General features: G+C 38.9%; 20 protein-coding genes. 9 read left to right on the forward strand and 11 right to left on the reverse strand.

Annotation, left to right across the window (positions count from 1 at the left end):
* Positions 1–423 precede the first annotated feature (423 nt).
* Complete coding sequence (glsA, locus tag N780_RS04865; protein WP_036780892.1) at positions 424–1,356, reverse strand: glutaminase A; 933 nt, start codon at positions 1,354–1,356, stop codon at positions 424–426.
* Positions 1,357–1,438: 82 nt separating this feature from the next.
* Between glsA and N780_RS04870 the strand changes: the two genes are divergently transcribed.
* Positions 1,439–1,930, forward strand: a complete 492-nt coding sequence (locus tag N780_RS04870; RefSeq protein WP_036780893.1) for a hypothetical protein — start codon at positions 1,439–1,441, stop codon at positions 1,928–1,930.
* Between the two features lie 47 nt (positions 1,931–1,977).
* Here N780_RS04870 and N780_RS04875 read toward each other — a convergent pair whose 3' ends face one another.
* A complete protein-coding gene (locus tag N780_RS04875; protein ID WP_036780896.1) occupies positions 1,978–3,306 on the reverse strand; it encodes a PhoH family protein in 1,329 nt (442 codons plus the stop codon).
* Between the two features lie 121 nt (positions 3,307–3,427).
* On the opposite strand from N780_RS04875, the gene N780_RS04880 reads away from it, so the two are divergent.
* Positions 3,428–4,033, forward strand: coding sequence for a YhcN/YlaJ family sporulation lipoprotein (locus N780_RS04880; protein ID WP_036780898.1), 606 nt, complete (start codon positions 3,428–3,430; stop codon positions 4,031–4,033).
* A 3-nt stretch (positions 4,034–4,036) separates the two neighbouring features.
* On the opposite strand, the gene N780_RS04885 is transcribed toward N780_RS04880, so the two are convergent.
* Complete coding sequence (locus N780_RS04885; RefSeq protein ID WP_036780901.1) at positions 4,037–4,336, reverse strand: YbyB family protein; 300 nt, start codon at positions 4,334–4,336, stop codon at positions 4,037–4,039.
* A 177-nt stretch (positions 4,337–4,513) separates the two neighbouring features.
* Between N780_RS04885 and N780_RS19420 the strand changes: the two genes are divergently transcribed.
* Positions 4,514–4,717, forward strand: coding sequence for a YlaI family protein (locus N780_RS19420; protein ID WP_084599348.1), 204 nt, complete (start codon positions 4,514–4,516; stop codon positions 4,715–4,717).
* 37 nt (positions 4,718–4,754) lie between these two features.
* On the opposite strand, the gene N780_RS04890 is transcribed toward N780_RS19420, so the two are convergent.
* Positions 4,755–5,135 carry a YlaH-like family protein gene (locus N780_RS04890; protein ID WP_036780904.1) on the reverse strand — a complete coding sequence of 127 codons (381 nt, stop codon included), beginning with the start codon at positions 5,133–5,135 and terminating at the stop codon, positions 4,755–4,757.
* 148 nt (positions 5,136–5,283) lie between these two features.
* Here N780_RS04890 and N780_RS04895 point away from each other — a divergent pair, with 148 nt between their 5' ends.
* A complete protein-coding gene (locus tag N780_RS04895) occupies positions 5,284–5,466 on the forward strand; it encodes a DUF5325 family protein (RefSeq protein ID WP_036780906.1) in 183 nt (60 codons plus the stop codon).
* Positions 5,467–5,499: 33 nt separating this feature from the next.
* Here N780_RS04895 and N780_RS04900 read toward each other — a convergent pair whose 3' ends face one another.
* The 3 genes from N780_RS04900 to N780_RS04910 all read right to left on the reverse strand — a co-directional run bounded on the left by N780_RS04900 (position 5,500) and on the right by N780_RS04910 (position 7,279).
* The gene (locus N780_RS04900; protein ID WP_052114897.1) at positions 5,500–6,069 is read right to left on the reverse strand and encodes a YczE/YyaS/YitT family protein; all 570 of its coding nucleotides are present in this window, start codon (positions 6,067–6,069) and stop codon (positions 5,500–5,502) included.
* Positions 6,070–6,139: 70 nt separating this feature from the next.
* Positions 6,140–6,946 (reverse strand): inositol monophosphatase family protein, encoded by an 807-nt coding sequence (locus tag N780_RS04905; protein ID WP_036780908.1) that lies wholly within the window; start codon positions 6,944–6,946, stop codon positions 6,140–6,142.
* A gap of 144 nt (positions 6,947–7,090) precedes the next feature.
* Positions 7,091–7,279: a YkzI domain-containing protein gene (locus N780_RS04910; RefSeq protein WP_036780910.1), complete on the reverse strand. Its 189-nt coding sequence runs from the start codon at positions 7,277–7,279 to the stop codon at positions 7,091–7,093.
* A 190-nt stretch (positions 7,280–7,469) separates the two neighbouring features.
* Here N780_RS04910 and N780_RS04915 point away from each other — a divergent pair, with 190 nt between their 5' ends.
* Positions 7,470–8,105 carry a YktB family protein gene (locus N780_RS04915; protein WP_036780913.1) on the forward strand — a complete coding sequence of 212 codons (636 nt, stop codon included), beginning with the start codon at positions 7,470–7,472 and terminating at the stop codon, positions 8,103–8,105.
* Between the two features lie 197 nt (positions 8,106–8,302).
* Complete coding sequence (gene typA, locus N780_RS04920) at positions 8,303–10,129, forward strand: translational GTPase TypA (RefSeq protein ID WP_036780915.1); 1,827 nt, start codon at positions 8,303–8,305, stop codon at positions 10,127–10,129.
* A 135-nt stretch (positions 10,130–10,264) separates the two neighbouring features.
* On the opposite strand, the gene N780_RS04925 is transcribed toward typA, so the two are convergent.
* Together N780_RS04925 and N780_RS04930 are read right to left on the reverse strand one after the other, a co-directional pair.
* The gene (locus N780_RS04925; protein ID WP_036780918.1) at positions 10,265–10,543 is read right to left on the reverse strand and encodes a UPF0223 family protein; all 279 of its coding nucleotides are present in this window, start codon (positions 10,541–10,543) and stop codon (positions 10,265–10,267) included.
* 11 nt (positions 10,544–10,554) lie between these two features.
* Complete coding sequence (locus N780_RS04930) at positions 10,555–11,511, reverse strand: NAD(P)H-dependent flavin oxidoreductase (protein WP_036780920.1); 957 nt, start codon at positions 11,509–11,511, stop codon at positions 10,555–10,557.
* Between the two features lie 138 nt (positions 11,512–11,649).
* On the opposite strand from N780_RS04930, the gene N780_RS04935 reads away from it, so the two are divergent.
* Positions 11,650–13,122, forward strand: coding sequence for an aminotransferase class I/II-fold pyridoxal phosphate-dependent enzyme (locus tag N780_RS04935; RefSeq protein ID WP_036780922.1), 1,473 nt, complete (start codon positions 11,650–11,652; stop codon positions 13,120–13,122).
* Between the two features lie 106 nt (positions 13,123–13,228).
* Here N780_RS04935 and N780_RS19425 read toward each other — a convergent pair whose 3' ends face one another.
* Positions 13,229–13,336 (reverse strand): GapA-binding peptide SR1P, encoded by a 108-nt coding sequence (locus tag N780_RS19425; protein WP_084599350.1) that lies wholly within the window; start codon positions 13,334–13,336, stop codon positions 13,229–13,231.
* A 435-nt stretch (positions 13,337–13,771) separates the two neighbouring features.
* Positions 13,772–14,677 carry a polysaccharide deacetylase family protein gene (locus tag N780_RS04940; RefSeq protein WP_036780925.1) on the reverse strand — a complete coding sequence of 302 codons (906 nt, stop codon included), beginning with the start codon at positions 14,675–14,677 and terminating at the stop codon, positions 13,772–13,774.
* A gap of 149 nt (positions 14,678–14,826) precedes the next feature.
* Between N780_RS04940 and N780_RS04945 the strand changes: the two genes are divergently transcribed.
* Positions 14,827–15,888, forward strand: a complete 1,062-nt coding sequence (locus N780_RS04945) for an FUSC family protein (RefSeq protein ID WP_036780927.1) — start codon at positions 14,827–14,829, stop codon at positions 15,886–15,888.
* A gap of 72 nt (positions 15,889–15,960) precedes the next feature.
* Complete coding sequence (locus N780_RS04950; protein WP_036780929.1) at positions 15,961–17,505, forward strand: glycine betaine uptake BCCT transporter; 1,545 nt, start codon at positions 15,961–15,963, stop codon at positions 17,503–17,505.
* Positions 17,506–17,757: the final 252 nt, after the last annotated feature.

A 17,757-nucleotide genomic window follows, 5' to 3' on the forward strand; every position in this document is an offset into this window, starting at 1 on the left:
TAACTACGTTTTTACTTTATTTTAGACTCTGTCATTATTGGGTGTTAATTTCCTATATAAGCCCAATTATATGGGAGACTCGAAGTTGAGAGGATGCTTCCGTTTGCCTAGATTGAGGATAAGGTGGTTCGGGAAATTACTCGCTTTCCGCGGCGAGCTGGGGAGCCTCCTCGTTCGCTACGCTCTCTGTGGGGTCTCCCCTAGGCTCCTACTGCCGCAGGAGTCTCGCAATTTCCCGAACCACCTTTGCCATATATTGAGGGAACGGAAGCGCCCGTGGAAAGCGAGTCGTTCCCCAGACACCCCCTAAATCTCAATAAACGTAACGCCCCCATACATAAAAAAGTGTCTCAGCTTTAAGTATTCAACATTCCTGCCCTATTCTTGAATAAATAACAACAGTAAACTTTTACAAAGCCTTACTTAAAAGATCGATAGCTCTAACCGACTTGAGAGCATTTCTAACAATTGCATGCCCACGACGCTATTACCTTTTTCATCAAGAGCAGGACCAAAGACTGCAATTCCTCCAAAGTCTTTCACAGAACCCATTACAGCACCAGACACTCCACTTTTAGCTGGTATACCTACTCGTATAGCAAATGAGCCAGATGCATCATACATGCCACAGGTTACCATGAAGGTTTTACATATTCTTGCTAGCTGTCTTGGTATGATTTGACGACCTGATTCAATGTCTTTTCCTTCGTTCGCAAAAACCGCTCCAATACGAGCCAATTGTTTAATATTCACTTCAATAGCGCATTGCTTAGTATAGGTATCTAACAACTCTTCAATTGAACCTTCAATAACATGATGTTGTTTCATAAAGAATGCCAGTGATCTATTTAAATAAGCTGTTTCATATTCTGAATTTGCTATCTCTTGATCGTATTGAATACTATGATCATTGGCCAGTTCATGAACGAATGCTAACAAACGTCCAACTTTCTCATCAGGTGTAGTTCCTTCAATCATATTTGTAACAGCTAATGCACCTGCATTAATCATTGGGTTGAGAGGTTTTGAAGGGTTCGTTGTTTCAAGCTTAGCTATCGAATGGAATGGGTCACCGCTTGGTTCTTTTCCTACTCTTGCAAACACATAATCTTCACCTTGATCCATTAGAGCTAATGCTAATGCTAAAACTTTAGATATGCTTTGTATCGTAAATGTGTTCTCGACTTTACCTGCCCCAACACATTCTCCATCTAAATGATAAACCCCAATTGCAATATTCTCACGATCTTGCTTTTCTAGAGCTGGAATATAGTCAGCTACTTTACCTAATTGAGTAAAAGCACTAACGTGTTCTATCCATTCATCGACCATTCCCTGACTTACTTTTTTCTGCATTTGAAAACCTCCTTAGTGCATGATTGGTTTAAGTTCGTTATACTAGGTTCAGAATCTTTTTACAACGAAGGGTGGTCTACCATTGATCATACAATTAACTGGAAACGTAAACTATAGCATTACATTAGACCCTACTGTTTGGATTTTTGACGATCGCAAAGTATCATTTGAGGAAGCGTTCACATTTCAAACGACGCCAGAAGCAACGGAAGAAGATGAAATAAGAAAAGCTTCTGAGTTCTGGGATCGTGAGGTTTATCAACAAAAGCTTGATCCTCCTGTAAATAAAAGCATCTCCAAATACGATAAGAAAAAAATATTAGAGGGTACTTATGTTATGCCCATTCATCATTTTTTAAAAAATGCTGAGATCAAAGATGAAGCAAACAAAGCTTTACTTGTAACTGAATCTGGTGACACTACAATTACGTTAGACGAATTAAACCAGTCCCTCTTTTTATTTTCACAAGATGGCAAGCCTTTAAACCAGGAAGGTCCCGTCCATGTGTATTTTCAAGATGGTTCAAATAAGGACCAGCCTATAAAAGGTGTCAAAAAAATTGTAATCGACTGATATGTAAACGAATAAACCCCGGTCATGTTTTTGGCCGGGGTTTTTTCCTATAGGAAATCTGCTGATAGCTGAGCTAAAGGTGATCGTTCACCTTTTACAAGCTTGACGTGCCCACTTAAGTTTTGATCCTTAAATTTTTCCACTACGTGAATAAGACCATTATTGAATTCATCTAAATAAGGGTGGTCTATTTGATGAGGATCTCCTAAAAGGACAACTTTACTCCCCTCACCAATCCTAGTAAGTATTGTTTTCACTTCATGTTTGGTAAGATTCTGTGCTTCATCTATAAGGATTAGCTGTTCAGGAATGCTTCTTCCTCTTATATAGGTGAGCGCTTCAACTTGTATTGAACCGATACCAGATAAAATTTGATCAAGTTCCCCTGGCTTTTTTACATCAAATAAATATTCTAAGTTATCATAAATCGGCTGCATCCAAGGCCGTAACTTTTCCTCCTTCTCCCCTGGAAGGTAGCCTAAATCTTTCCCAAGCGGTACAATAGGGCGGGCTACAAGAAGTTTCTTATAGAAACCGTAATCTTCAATTTGCATAAGTCCTGCTGCTAAAGCAAGCAGCGTCTTACCTGTACCAGCCTTCCCAATCATCGTAACCAAAGGGATATCCCGTCTTAACAATAACTCCAAAGCCATGACCTGCTGAGCGTTCCTTGGGCGAATCCCCCAAGCTTGTTCATTTTGGAATCTGCATTTCTGCAGAAGACCTTCATGATGTTTTACAATCCCTATAGCAGAGTGAGAAGGGTTAGCCCTGTTTTTTAAAATCATAAATTCATTTGGATGCAGGGATGCTAACAACTCTTTTGATAGAGCTAATTCCCCCGTTTGGAAAAATAAATTAATTTCATCTTCATTCACGTAAAGTTCCTTAAATCCATTTAAAATTGTGTCTTCATTGACGGCTCTTTCGCTAAGAAAGTCTTCAGCAACAAGTCCAATAGCATCTGCCTTAATTCTCATCAACATATCTTTTGAAACTAAAACAACTTGTCTTCCTTCGCTTTTTTCCTTCTCCTCAAGATGCAAATTAAGCGTGACCGCTAAGATACGATTATCATTTGTACGTTCCATAAACACTTCTTCTAGCTTCGTAAATGACCTGTGATTTAATTCCACACGAAGTATACCGCCACTCTCAAGTTTCACTCCCTCGTGCAGCTTACCCATTAATCTCAACCGATCCATAATTCTTGAAACTTCTCTGGCATTCCGCCCAACTTCATCCATGTTTCTTTTTTTTGAATCCACTTCTTCCAGTACTATGGCTGGAATAACGACCTCATTGTGACCAAAAGTGTAAATTGATCTTGGGTCTTGTAACAACACATTTGTATCTAGTACATAAATTTTTTCCATTCAGCCGCCTCCTGAGAATTAGTCTACATTGTTTGGCAAGGCTTCCTACTTCCACTATATGCTTGTATGTATAAAGTTAGACGAACTTCAAAATATAACAACAAATAAAGGAGTGAGAACTGTGAAATTTATCGTTATAATTGGTTTAGCTATTGCTTTAACGGCTTGTCAATCAAATGAACAGGAAAGCCTGCCACAACAAGAGAATCAAAGCCCAACTATCCAGGTTCAAGATTCTGATCCCGCTCCAAAAGAGAAGATGAGCAATCGAAAGCGTTCTAAACATTTAGCCAGAGTCGCTAATGAGGTGCCAGATGTTCATAAAGCAACGGCTGTTGTCGCTGGTCCATATGTAGTCGTCGCGATAGACGTGGATAAATCTCTAGACCGATCTCGTGTGGGGTCAATTAAGTATTCTGTAGCTGAAGCTTTAAAGAAAGATCCATACGGGAAGGATGCAATTGTCATAGCTGATGCTGATGGCTACGAACGCATTAAACAGATGGGTAGAAAGATAAGACAAGGACACCCGATTCAAGGAATTACAGATGAACTGTCTGCTATTGTGGGAAGGTATATGCCAGAAGTTCCAGTTCCAGAAAATAAACCAACAGAGCCAGATCAAGACAAAGGCAAATTACCTACTGAACAGAAAAAAGAACTGGAAGAAATTCAAGACGAACAATCAAATAATTATAAAGACAAAAAAACACCTAAATCTGATTAAGATTTAGGTGTTTTGCTTTTCTAGCTCCTTTTCTTCCTCTTGCAATTCATTATAATATTGAACCCCAAACTGAGAGCCTTCATCTACCATCTTCGTATTTTCCGTGTGATCGAATTCAGGTACACCTGCTTTCTCAACAGGAAGGTCCTCTTGGTTGTCTTTTTGAATGGAATTTTGTACAGTTGTTGATAAAGATTTAGCTCGTTCTTTCAAATCATTTCTTCTCTTTTCGTCTTTAAGTACGTACATTGCAGCTCCTGCACTCGCAGCTCCAACTGCTGAATAAATCCAACGTTTCTTCATCGTATCATCCTTTCAACGTTTTCTATTAATCCTTTTCCCGTAAAAGAGTACCTCTAAACGAACGAATTCAACTTCCAAGCTTCCCACTTCTTACAAATTTTCGAACATCTATTAGTACATAAGACACGAACATGTTATAATACAAAAGCAAAGAGAGAAATAATTGAGGTGAAACCGATGCGTGTAAAATGTGTATTATGCGATGATGTCCATTCGATTGACGGAAACTCTTTGCAAGCGAAACGTATGCGTAACAAACGAATTAATACGTATATGTGCCCAACCTGCAACGATCGAATTGGAGAAAAGACAAATGCCAGGAAAGCAACAGGCAACTTTAATCTTTACAGAGAACCAAAGAATGATGAAAGTTTAATATAAAGAAAAAAGCCTGCACAATTTGCAGGCTTTTTTCTATTTATGAGGCTTCTGTTTTCCTGCCTTTTCGTTCATTGTGTAAACGTACCCTGTAAATTCCTAATACAAGTGATGATACAAAAAGACCCTCTGCAATTGGCAGGGACAAACCAAGTGGGACTGTTAAAATCGTGCATCCTGCAGCTAAAACAACGTAGATAACCGCAGATTTCAGGACTGGTAACTTTTTAGCAAATCCTAATTTATACGTTACAATCGCTAAGCCTAGAATAATTAAGTATAAAAATAAAACGCTTCGAATAGCAAGCGCTACTTCATCATCATTATTCAGATTGATTTCTCCACCTAACCCACTAAATAGAAAGCTGGCTACCGGCGATAGATCATTAGGAATTTGAAGAATATTACTCGCTTCATTCATTGGTGCTTCCCCCTATTACTCGTAACATAGATCTATTTCTATCATACTAAAACTTCTGCATACCCGCTACCCTCTTATTGGATTCGTTTTCAAAAGGAGTAAAATACGGTAAACTTATTACTAGCATGCACACAAGAGGTGAACATATATGAAAAATTTAAACATTCCACTATTCCTTCTAGCACTGTTAGCCGTTTTTTGTTTTATGTTAGTAGGGGTAGCTATAGGATACCGTTCTGTAATCTTTTCTCTACTATTTCTTTTGTTAGGGTTCTCAGTTATGGGCTTTGGGTTCGTGGTTAAGCGTAAACAGCGTAACCAAGAAGCTTAACTTACTACATGTCAGCAAAAGCTCAAGCCACCCCTAAACGTTAGGTGTAACTTGAGCTTTTGTAATGCGGCTTAAGCCCTTATCAAAAAAAGTAACAGAAGGCCCTATCAGAAGAATGGCAACCGCTGTTCCTATCCCCACAGGCCCTCCTATTAACAAAGATATACCTAAAAGAATTAGGCTTACAACAGTTTTAGACATCCCCAAACTAAAACCTGTCAACTTACTCACAACAAACATAGACCCATCCACAGGATTGTAAGCAAATTTACTACGTACGTAAGTCGCCACACCAAGTCCTAAAAGGAGAATACCGGCTATAAGAAAGCTATATGCCAGCCCCCTGCTATCAACTTCCATTGAACCAAGAACGCCATGCAGCCAAAAATCTATCCCTATACCGGTCACCACTGCTGTTCCAAGAGCGAGTATATCTGGTTTCTTCCGTATTAAGATTCCATTTATAAGAACGAGTAAGAATCCGTTAATAACCTCCCAAGTGCCAGTGGTCAACCCAACGGCATCTGCCATACCCACGTTTAGGGAGTCAAAAGGCATCGTACCAAGATCAGCTATAATTGTGAGGCTGATACCAAGAGTCATAATTCATATACCTATTAAATAATAGAGTATTCTATGCACCTAGAACCCTCCTTTTCAAAAAATGGTTCCATTATTTCTTAAGTTCGATATGTTTATCTATGATTTCGCGATGAATAGCACGATTAGAAGCTATTATTGAATTAGTCGTTAACATGTCCACTTCTGTACCATCCGCTTTTGTAGTAATGCCCCCTACTTCACTTAAGAGCACGATTCCAGCAGCTACATCCCAAGGAGCGAGACGCATCGTCACATAGGCATCCATATTCCCTTCAACGACATAGGCGAACTCTAATGCAGCCGATCCATATGAACGTGTTCCTCTTACTTTTCTGATAAGCTCTTGCATTCCCCTTTTATCTACACGAGGGTTTTCTGTAGCCCAGAAGGCATTTAAACCAACAATTGACTTTTCCAATACGATATCAGATGAAAGAGGAGAAAGCTTGTGGTCATTCTTGTAAGCTCCTTCCCCACGCTTACTCTGATATAGAACATCTCCCATGACATCGTAAATAAAGCCTATTTCTCCAATACCATCTTTATATATCCCAACCGAAATAGCAAAGTTTTGTTTTTGGTGGACGAAATTCATGGTTCCATCTATAGGGTCCACAATCCAAACAATGCCATCCAAGTCCTTTAGGTCATCCCCAAACCCTTCTTCCCCAAGCACGCGATGATCAGGATAAGTTTCTCGTATCTTCTTAGCAAAGAACTGCTCTGTATTCTGATCAATCTCTGTAACAAGGTCATCCGGGGTAGATTTCGTCTCTATTACAAATGGTTCGTGCATTTTCGCTCGAATTCGTTCTCCTGCTTCTAAAATCCACTGTTTAGCTTGTTCAAAAATCAGTTGCTTTTGTTGATCATTCATGCGAGTCGAACTCCTTCTATTAGTTAGGTTGCTTCCTATGGTATCAAAATTTTGGTATTCCTTCATCTTTTTCACTCTTTGCTATGGAGCGGAGAATTACAAGGCGTAAAAAAGAACGAGCTATGAACTCGTTCCCCGGTATAGTTATGAAGTCAAGTGAACCCATTCCATCCTTAATTGCTCTAAACGCTCTTTGGATTGTCTTACTTGATGTTTATCCTCTTCTTCCATCGCTTCAAAAAGTGTCATTAATTCATAATCAATTTCCATTTTCACAACAGGTAACCTCTCCATCACTTCCCTCTTACGTAAGCTATCCATCACTCGTTTCATTTGCGACTCCTCCTAGAGAGCTCTTTTAGTATATATATGTGAAAACCATCAAATCTGACAAATGTTTTATTACTTTTATTTAACCAAATAGCGCCCGATTTAAACCTCAACCGTGCAGTTAGGCGCCTTAGTAAGATCTATGATAGAATTTTATAGTATAACGTTTGGAAATAAAGAAAGGAGTTTATATATGACACAATTTAACGGATTTACTGAGAAAGATTTTGATGTCTTTAAAATTGATGGACTAGAAGATCGTATGAGTGCATTGAAGAGTCAAGTTTCCCCGAAATTAGAATCAATTGCTGAAGAGCTTGCACCTGTTTTAACATCTTTAACAGGAGATGAAATGCATGTTCATGTGGCCAAACATGCAAGGAGAACAACCAACCCACCTAATGACACATGGGCTGCACTTGCAAGTAGCAAAAGAGGTTACAAGAAACTTCCTCACTTCCAAATCGGGTTATGGGAAAGCCACATTTTTATTTGGTTTGCTATGATTTATGAAAGTCCGATTAAAGAAGACTATGCTCAAGTACTTAAGAAACACCAAGAAGAAGTTCGGGAACATATACCTGCTGATTTTGTTTGGTCAAAGGATCATACTAAACCTGGTGCAATACCTAACAAAGATTTAAACGAAGATGAATTCACACAATTGTTGGATCGATTACAATCTGTAAAAAAAGCTGAAATTCTTTGTGGTATCCACATCGACCGTAATGATGTTATCCTAAAAGATCGGGATGCTTTTTTGAATAAATGTGAAGAAACATTTAACACCCTTTCTTACTTGTACCAGCTAACGAAAGAGATCGGTTAATGGTTTAAAAGGGAAAAAAGTTGTCAAAGCTATTGTTTAGTTTCTAGAGAAACGCCTTCCACAGGCGTTTTTTCATGCTTACAATGGATTAAACTTATGTAAATTATCACGCTAAACACAATTAACACCGTGATATATGTTATAATAACTTAGTTCAATGAGAACGCCATTCGAACTATAGAGGAGAGTATTAAGGAATGAACGTAAGACAAGACCTAAGAAATATTGCAATTATCGCCCACGTTGACCACGGTAAAACAACGTTAGTTGACCAAATGCTTCACTACTCTGGTACATTCCGTGATAATGAACACGTAGACGATCGTGCAATGGATTCCAACGATCTTGAGAAAGAGCGTGGAATCACAATTTTAGCGAAAAACACAGCCATTTCATATAACGATACGCACATCAATATTTTAGATACACCTGGCCACGCCGACTTTGGCGGTGAAGTGGAACGGATTATGAAGATGGTAGACGGTGTACTACTTGTTGTTGATGCCTATGAAGGGTGTATGCCTCAAACTCGCTTCGTTCTTAAGAAAGCGCTAGAGCAAAAATTAACACCAGTGGTTGTATTAAATAAAATCGACCGTCCAAATGCCCGTCCTGAAGAAGTCGTAGATGAAGTATTAGATCTATTCATCGAATTAGGCGCAGACGAAGACCAGCTGGAATTCCCGGTTGTTTATGCTTCTGCACTTCAAGGTACTTCAGGAGTAGAGCCAGAAGACCAACAAGAAACAATGGATCCAATCTTCACAACGATTATGGAGAACATCCCAGCTCCAGTAGACAACTCTGACGAAGGACTACAATTCCAAATCACCTTACTAGACTATAACGAATATGTAGGTCGTATCGGTGTTGGACGTGTTTTCCGTGGAAGTATTGCTGTTGGACAACCTGTTTCCCTAATGAAGAAAGATGGTTCTGTTCAAAACTTCCGCATCTCGAAGCTTTATGGCTTCATTGGCCTGAAACGAGTTGAAATTCAAGAAGCGAAAGCAGGTGACATTGTCGCTGTAGCTGGTCTTGAAGGAATTAACGTTGGAGAGACAGTAACGAGTCAAGATTCACCAGAAGCGTTACCAATCCCTCGTATTGATGAGCCTACTCTACAAATGACGTTCTTAGTAAACAACAGTCCATTTGCAGGTAAAGAAGGTAAATTCATCACTGCGCGTAAAATTGAAGAACGTCTTCTAACACAACTAGAAACAGATGTTAGTTTACGTGTTCAAGAAACTGAATCTCCTGATAAATGGATCGTAAGTGGTCGTGGTGAGCTTCACTTATCAATTCTTATTGAGAACATGCGCCGTGAAGGTTACGAGCTACAGATCTCAAAACCACAGGTTATTATCAAAGAAGTTGACGGTGTAAAATGCGAACCAATGGAACGCGTACAAGTGGACGTTCCAGAAGATTATCAAGGTACGGTTATGGAATCTCTTGGCTATCGCAAAGGCGAAATGTTAGACATGATGAACGATGGTAATGGACAAGTTCGCTTAGAGTTCAAAGTTCCTTCCCGTGGCTTAATCGGTTATGCAACTGAATTTATGTCTCAAACACGTGGTTACGGTATTCTTAACCATACATTTGATGGCTATGAGCCTGTTGTAGAAGGTACAGTTGGTGGACGTCGTCGCGGAGTACTTGTTGCTCTTGAGAACGGTAAAGCTTCCACTTACGGAATTATGCAGCTTGAAGACCGTGGTACGATCTTTGTTGAACCAACTACAGACGTATACGCAGGTATGATTGTTGGTGAGCACAACCGCGAGAACGACTTAACGGTTAACATCACAAAGGAAAAACACCTTACAAACATCCGTTCAGCTAACAAAGACCAAACGAATACAATCAAAGGTGTTCGTAAAATGACCCTTGAAGAAGCGATCCAATACCTTGACGACGACGAGTTCTGTGAAGTTACACCAGAAAACGTACGTCTGCGTAAGAAGATCCTTAACAAAAACGAACGTGAAAAAGACGCTAAAAAAGGTAAGCAATAAATCCTTTTAAAAAAGACTGTTCCTTCTAAGGAACAGTCTTTTCTAATGCGACGGATTTTGACACATTACACTATTACGATGAATAAGTGCTAAAAAAAACTAAACCTTCATGAAGGTTTAGTCTTTTTACGTTAGTTAAACTTTAACGATGTCGCCATCACTAGCGTTACGAGCCAGTTTTACCGTCTTATATATAGAATAACCGGATTGTCGCTCAAATTCTGCTCCTAGCGTCTTCTCTTCACTTTTAGAAGGCACAATTTGCTTAAAACGATTATAACTAAGCATAAGGTCTTCCTTCTTAACCCCATCTTCGTTCGCCTTTTCTATTAAATGATAAAAGTTAACGACATCTATTACCTCTTCCGTTGTCCAATGTTCTGTATCTAATGGATAATTATAATCAGCACTCATGGTTTCACTCCTTATCTCTGCCACGTTGTTCGAATCTGGTCTGCTTCATCAACTATACTTTGTATCAACGTTTCTACAGTAGGTATATCTTGGATTCTCCCTATCACTTGTCCAGCCCAACCAAATCCTTTATTGTGGTTTCCTTCATAAATATATTTTTTGTTTGCTTCCCCGTCGATATACGATTTTAACACGCTTATACCTGGATCGTCTTGTTCTAATTTCAGAATTTCTTCTGTCCAAGGATTTAGTAAAGCTCTCGCAGGTGTTCCAAGAGATCGTTTAATGACTACAGTCGCTTGTTCGTCTCCATCAATGATAGCTTGTTTATAAGAGGGGTGAGCATGGCGACATTCCTGTGTTGCAATAAAGCGAGTTCCCATCTCAATTCCTTCTGCCCCAAGAGCAAGGGCAGCCATGAATCCCCTACCGTCTCCAATACCACCTGAGGCGATAACTGGTATGGAAACCGCATCAACAACCTGAGGAGTAAGAACCATTGTTCCTACATCCCCCCTTCCAAGGTGCCCTCCTCCTTCTTGCCCTACGACCATCACGGCATCGGCTCCTAACGCTTCCGCTTTAACAGCTTGACGCTTTGCCGCAACCAGAACAAGTGTCTTGATAGAGTGAGGTTTCACCATATCTAAAACCGGTTTAGGGTTTCCACCTGTAACAGATATAACGGGTACCTGTTCATTTATTGCTACTTGAACCATATCTTCAAAAGTTCTTCCATGTTGTCCAATAGCAAAATTCACGCCAAATGGTTTCTCTGTATTTTGTTTTACCTTATGTATTTCTTCCCTCAAAGCTTCGGGTGACGATAAGCTCATGGCTGTAATTTGCCCAAGGCCTCCTGCATTTGAAACAGATGAGGCAAGGTCTGAATAGGCTAAATAAGCTAAACCACCTTGAATAATCGGATACTTTATATTTAATAAACGTGTTACACGAGTTTCATACATTCCCTCGACCACCTTATTCAAAATATTCAATCTTCTCCTATCGTATCAGAAAATGTTTTTTTGTGTGAGTATCTAGCTTTTCTTCCCCTCTTTTGCTATACTTTCTTTGCTTTACTAAATGATTAAGAGGTGTTGCATTTGTCTCAACAGCGCACGCCCTTGTTTACAGGGCTATTAGAACATGCAAATCAAAAACCTGTTCAATTCCACATACCAGGTCATAAAACAGGAAAAGGGATGAATGAGGAATTTAGACAGTTTATAGGAGATCAGGCACTATCGATTGATTTAATTAACATAAGCCCATTGGATGATCTTCACCATCCACATGGCATGATTAAAGAGGCACAAAACCTTGCTGCAGAAGCATTTGGTGCCAATCATACATTCTTCTCTGTTCAGGGAACAAGTGGAGCTATCATGGCCATGATTATGTCAGTTTGTCACCCCGGTGATAAAATTGTCGTCCCGAGAAATGTTCATAAATCTGTGACATCAGCCATTATATTTTCAGGAGCTACTCCTGTCTTTATCCATCCAGAATTAGATGAGAATTTAGGTATCTCTCATGGAATCACACCAGAAGCCGTCCAAAAAGCCCTGACCGCAAACCCTGACGCTAAGGGAGTATTCGTCATTAACCCTACTTATTTCGGTATATCAGCTGACTTAAAGAAAATAGTTGAAATCGCCCATTCATACGATGTACCAGTTTTAGTAGACGAAGCTCACGGAGTGCATATTCATTTTCATGAGGAATTACCTCTGTCTGCCATGCAAGCCGGAGCAGATATGGCAGCGACTAGCGTACACAAATTAGGAGGATCTTTAACACAAAGCTCTGTACTAAACTTAAAATCTCGCTATGTGACTCCTGAGCGTGTTCAATCTGTTCTTTCAATGCTGACCACTACATCTACATCTTATATATTGTTAGCTTCTTTAGACGCTGCTAGAAAGCATTTGGCCATTAATGGACGCACTCTGATTGAGAATACGATCAAGCTTGCTGAAAAAACTAGAAAACAAATCAATAATATTTCTCACCTTCTATGTGTTGGAGATGAAATTCTTGGGAGTAACGCAACGTACGATTACGATCCAACGAAACTCATCATATCGGTTAAACAGTTGGGAATCACGGGATATGACGTAGAGGTGTGGCTTAGAGAACGTTTTAATATTGAAGTTGAGCTCTCAGACCTCTATAACATCCTTTGTATCGTTACACCCGGAGATACAGAAGAAGAAACAAGTATTTTAGTCCATGCATTACAAATACTTTCAGAAGAATTTGAAGTAAAGAATAAAGATGAAGAAGCATTGCAGGTAGAAGTTCCTGATATTCCGGTACTTGCATTATCACCGAGAGATGCTTTTTATGCGGATACAGAAATTGTTTCCTTAGATCATTCTATCGGAAGAATTAGCGCAGAGTTTGTTATGGTTTACCCTCCTGGCATACCAATATGGCTTCCAGGTGAAATCATTACAAAAGAAAACATTCAGTACATCCACTCCAATATGGATGCTGGCTTACCTGTTCAAGGACCAGAAGACGAAACGCTTGAAACCATTCGTGTAATTAAGGAACATAAAGCGTTTCGATAAGTGAAAAACAATTTCAATTAAAATGAGCAGAGGACGAAATCTAGTTTGATTTCGTCCTCTGCTATCTTTATGTGTTTTGCTTTTTGTTATTCTAGAACCCTCTTAGTTATTCATCTTCGTTACAAGTGGTGCACGTTCCGTAAAGAGTTGATACCTTCTCATCCTCATAGTGATCAATGATCCCCTGACAATCCTGACAAACAATAGTACCCATTGAATATCCAACTCCTTTGTTAGCGTTTTCATTTAACTTAATTACATTATAGTATGACATATAAAAGATTTCAACCCTTAATTAGTATGTCATATTATAATTTGGGCAATACTATTAAATTAAGTAAATTTCCCTCCTTTACACTGGTATTCAAGTTAAAAGTTCCAACGCCTTACTTAGTAAACTATACGCGGGGCGTGCACTAAATATAGCTTGTCTTCAGAAAAATGTTGTTTTTATTCATATATTAATTAGCGGTTATTTAGACATGATTAACAGCGGTAATCTTGAGGATCGAAACAAAGACATTGTTATTGTTTATGTAAACTATGTTGTAAGTTAAGGTGGTTCTCTATCCAGCTCTAACGCGCATTTCACAAATAGGAGCTTACATAGAAAAAAGAAGCCTTCTGCAGAAGACTTCTTTAGGAACCGTTATTCACTTTGTGTTTGAATTTCAGCAGGATTTACAAAATCATATCCTTTATCTCTTAGACCTTGAACAATATCTCCAAGGGCTGCTGATGTCCATTCACGGTCATGCATCAGTAAATTTGATCCATTTCCAAGTAGCGGAGTGTTCACCATAATATCTGTAATGGATTCTTTTGTCATGTAATCAGCCTTAAAATCATACCCGTAGCTCCAGTTCATCTGGACCATTCCTTCTTCCTCAACCACTTGAAGGGCATAATCAGTGTTTACTCCGTGTGGTGCACGGAAGAACTTTGGTCGTTCACCTATAATCTCCTCAATTTTGTTACTAAGGCTAATGATTTCTTCTCGTTGCTTTTCCTGGCTAACTTCGTCAAGCTTCTGGTGAGTATAGGTGTGGTTCCCTATTTCAAAGCCCATTTCATGAATTTGTTTAAGTATCTCTTGCTTTTCCTTCGATTCAATAAAATGACCATTTACGAAAAAGATTGCAGGTGCATTTAGTTCTTTTAGTGTTTTCGCCATTTCTAACCCATATTCATCAGGGGCATCATCAATCGTAAGTAAAACAACTTGTTCGTTTACCCCCTCTTTTCCTTCTAAGGGAACAACTGATGAAACACCGTTAATTTTATACTTTGTCTCAACCGGCTCTTCCGTAGCTACCTCCTCATCTTCTTTTGCTTCTTCTTCTGAATCTTTTTCTTCATCAGAGGTACTATCACCTTCCTCTGCCGTCACGCTATCATTTGTGTCTTCACTCTTCACATCTGTATTCTCTTCTTCGTTGTCTTGTTCCTCTTGATTGGTTGATTCATCTTCTGTTTTTCCGGTTGTTTCATCTTGAGCACAAGCGGCTAAACTAAAGATGGAAACAAGCAATACTAGCATCATCCATTTTTTCATTTTTGTTTCCCCCTATATATGTAATAACATGGTGCACATTACCATTATAATAAAGACATTTCCGATATCCTATTGTTTTTTAACAAAAACATTTAATAAAATAAAGAATAGGACTTTGTTCCTTCAATAAAATTGATAAGGTGAGATCAATGGTATCTTTATTAAAAAAATTCAATTTCCTAGGTAGCCGAACTCTTAAGACAGGTATTTCTGTCTTCTTAACAGCTTTTATATGTTTATTATTTGATTTACCCGTAACCTTTGCAGTCATAACAGCCATTGTAACGGTTGAAAACACTGCTGCGGATTCCATAAAAAAAGCACTTGTTCGATTCCCTGCATCAGCAATCGGAGCTTTACTAGCAGCATTAGCATTTGGTCTACTAGGTCAAAATGCTTTAACATTTGCTTTAGCAGCAACCTTGACCATTGCCGTTTGCTACAGACTTAAGCTCTATGATGGTATATTAGTTGCAACTATAACGGCTGTTGCCATGATTCCTGATTTCGATAGCAATTACATTCTATCCTTTTTCACCAGACTTGGAACAACATCAATTGGTATTGTCGTTTCAAGTCTTGTGAACTTTTTCTTGCTTCCACCAGATTATTCTAAAATGATCTACAGAAATGTAGAGAATCTATTTTGCCAAGCAGCAGATATCTTAGACCATACACTTCAAACATGTATGGACAAGCAATCTCAAGAAAGTAAACGTATGCAGCGCGCTTACAGGCAACTAACCTTTAAATTGGAGAAGACGTATCAGCTTTCCCAATTCCAGCGTGAAGAATGGAAGTACCATAAGCATTCCACACAAGACATGCAAGCCTTCCAGTACGCACAAAAGAAATTAAACACATTACAACAAATTGTTTATCATTTAGGAAACCTACAGTACGTTAAATTAAATGTGAATGCCTTTAGTAAAGATGAAAAATCCCTAATCTTAAGTATCATTTCTTCGATGGCGGAAATATTAAGAACACCATCACATGAAATGACAGATGAACACTTCAAACAAATTGAAGCATTAGACAAAGAATTCTGGCACTGGAAAGAAGAGCATATTGAACAAAACTCGAAGTATCGTCACCATTTCCCACCCCAGACAATCGTCATTTATGAGCTACTTTGTCTACATGATGTATTAGAGGAACTAGAGGAAATTTCACGTGATAAATATACTCTAATACAGCTTCAGGATTAATGTTTGGAATAGCTCATCAGGTCATTCCTTGCCTATTTAAGCAAGGTATCCTGAAAGGAATGAGAAGCTTTAATGAAAAACGTAACAAAGGTATTTTTCCTTTCTATTGGTGTAGCCATTTTATTCATCATTTGGGGAGTAATCCCGAAAGAAACACTACCCAATTACAACTTAAATACTGTAACAAGTAACATTCAAGGATTTTTAGTGGAGAAGTTTGGTTGGTTTTACTTGTTGTCTTCAACAGGATTTTTGATCTTTGCTATTTTTCTCATCTTTTCAAAGTATGGAAATATTAAGCTTGGAAAAGACACAGATGAACCAGAATACCCGTATATTACATGGTTTGCTATGCTGTTTAGCGCAGGGATGGGAATTGGACTAATTTTCTGGGGAGCAGCTGAACCTATAGCTCATTTCCATAACCCTCCCCTTGCTGAATCCCAAACTCCAGCAGCAGCACGAGAAGCACTTCGATACAGCTTCTTCCATTGGGGGCTTCATCCATGGGGCATTTACGCAGTCATCGCCTTGGCCCTTGCCTACTTCCAATTTAGAAAAGAAGCTCCAGGGCTGATCAGTTCTATCTTAACTCCCCTACTTGGAGAAAAACGTACTAGCGGGGCTTTAGGAACATTAGTCGATTTTATAGCAGTGTTTGCCACTATTTTTGGAGTAGCTACTTCTCTTGGATTTGGCGCCAAACAAATCTCGGGGGGAGTCACGTTTTTAATTGATGGGTTAGAAGATACGTTTATGGTACAGTTAACCATAATATTAATCGTAACGTTCCTTTACATGATTTCGGCTCAAACCGGTCTGAATAAAGGGATTAAATATTTAAGTAATACCAATATCGTATTGGCTATTGCATTAATGCTGTTCCTCTTATTTGCAGGGCCAACAAACTTTATTATGGACTTATTCACCACCACATTCGGCAGTTATTTACAAAACTTGCCCTCTATGAGCTTTAAATTAAGCCCTTTTGAACAGAACTCATGGACGCAGGACTGGACAATCTTTTACTGGGCTTGGTGGATTGCCTGGGCGCCATTTGTAGGCACATTTATCGCACGGGTTTCCAAGGGACGCACCGTTCGTGAATTTATTCTAGGGGTTTTGCTTGTTCCGACTATATTCGGAGCCTTATGGTTCTCTGTGTTCGGTGGAACCGCGATAAACTTAGAGTTTTTTGAAGATGCTAAGATACAAGAACTAGTAGCAGAGAATGGTTCAGAAGTGGCTTTATTCAGCGTACTTGATCAAGTACCCATTGGTGGAGTTATGTCTGTTATAGCCATCTTACTGATTAGCACATTTTTTATTACATCAGCTGACTCGGCAACATTTGTGTTAGGAATGCAGACAACTAATGGCGATCTTAACCCATCTAATCAAGTAAAATTTATTTGGGGAATTGTACAATCTACCGCAGCGGCTGTCTTACTTTGGCAAGGAGGCTTGGGGGCATTACAAACGGCTGCCATTATTGCTGCGTTTCCTTTTGCTATGATTATGATTTTAATGGTTTTCTCCCTTCTAAAATCATTTAAAGAAGAGGCACAACGGTATCCGTTAACCAGACAGAAAAGAAAACCAAAACAAGAGAATTAACCTATAACGACACAACGCTTAGAGTTAAAAACTCTAAGCGTTTTTATATTGTCCATCAATTTCATAGCAGTGTAATCCAAGTATATAACATATGCCCTCCCGTTATTAATGCAAAGCTCGCTATCACGTGTGGCAAGCTTTCTTTTTTAGAAAAATGGTACCTGTTCAGAAGCTGGGTTATAACAACTAGAAACAAACCAAACAATATAGCTTGAAACATCCAATGGTCTTTCCTTGAAATATGAATAACAA

Source organism: Pontibacillus chungwhensis BH030062, from assembly GCF_000770675.1.
Taxonomy (GTDB): domain Bacteria; phylum Bacillota; class Bacilli; order Bacillales; family BH030062; genus Pontibacillus; species Pontibacillus chungwhensis.

Bases quoted from the DNA above. Each gene is read 5' to 3' on its own strand.
- glsA (WP_036780892.1), bottom strand. From the start codon at position 1,356: ATGCAGAAAAAAGTAAGTCAGGGAATGGTCGATGAATGGATAGAACAC.
- N780_RS04875 (WP_036780896.1), bottom strand. From the start codon at position 3,306: ATGGAAAAAATTTATGTACTAGATACAAATGTGTTGTTACAAGACCCA.
- N780_RS04885 (WP_036780901.1), bottom strand. From the start codon at position 4,336: ATGAAGAAACGTTGGATTTATTCAGCAGTTGGAGCTGCGAGTGCAGGA.
- N780_RS19420 (WP_084599348.1), top strand. From the start codon at position 4,514: ATGCGTGTAAAATGTGTATTATGCGATGATGTCCATTCGATTGACGGA.
- N780_RS04890 (WP_036780904.1), bottom strand. From the start codon at position 5,135: ATGAATGAAGCGAGTAATATTCTTCAAATTCCTAATGATCTATCGCCG.
- N780_RS04895 (WP_036780906.1), top strand. From the start codon at position 5,284: ATGAAAAATTTAAACATTCCACTATTCCTTCTAGCACTGTTAGCCGTT.
- N780_RS04900 (WP_052114897.1), bottom strand. From the start codon at position 6,069: ATGACTCTTGGTATCAGCCTCACAATTATAGCTGATCTTGGTACGATG.
- N780_RS04905 (WP_036780908.1), bottom strand. From the start codon at position 6,946: ATGAATGATCAACAAAAGCAACTGATTTTTGAACAAGCTAAACAGTGG.
- N780_RS04910 (WP_036780910.1), bottom strand. From the start codon at position 7,279: ATGAAACGAGTGATGGATAGCTTACGTAAGAGGGAAGTGATGGAGAGG.
- N780_RS04915 (WP_036780913.1), top strand. From the start codon at position 7,470: ATGACACAATTTAACGGATTTACTGAGAAAGATTTTGATGTCTTTAAA.
- typA (WP_036780915.1), top strand. From the start codon at position 8,303: ATGAACGTAAGACAAGACCTAAGAAATATTGCAATTATCGCCCACGTT.
- N780_RS04925 (WP_036780918.1), bottom strand. From the start codon at position 10,543: ATGAGTGCTGATTATAATTATCCATTAGATACAGAACATTGGACAACG.
- N780_RS04930 (WP_036780920.1), bottom strand. From the start codon at position 11,511: ATGTATGAAACTCGTGTAACACGTTTATTAAATATAAAGTATCCGATT.
- N780_RS19425 (WP_084599350.1), bottom strand. From the start codon at position 13,336: ATGGGTACTATTGTTTGTCAGGATTGTCAGGGGATCATTGATCACTAT.
- N780_RS04940 (WP_036780925.1), bottom strand. From the start codon at position 14,677: ATGAAAAAATGGATGATGCTAGTATTGCTTGTTTCCATCTTTAGTTTA.
- N780_RS04945 (WP_036780927.1), top strand. From the start codon at position 14,827: ATGGTATCTTTATTAAAAAAATTCAATTTCCTAGGTAGCCGAACTCTT.
- N780_RS04950 (WP_036780929.1), top strand. From the start codon at position 15,961: ATGAAAAACGTAACAAAGGTATTTTTCCTTTCTATTGGTGTAGCCATT.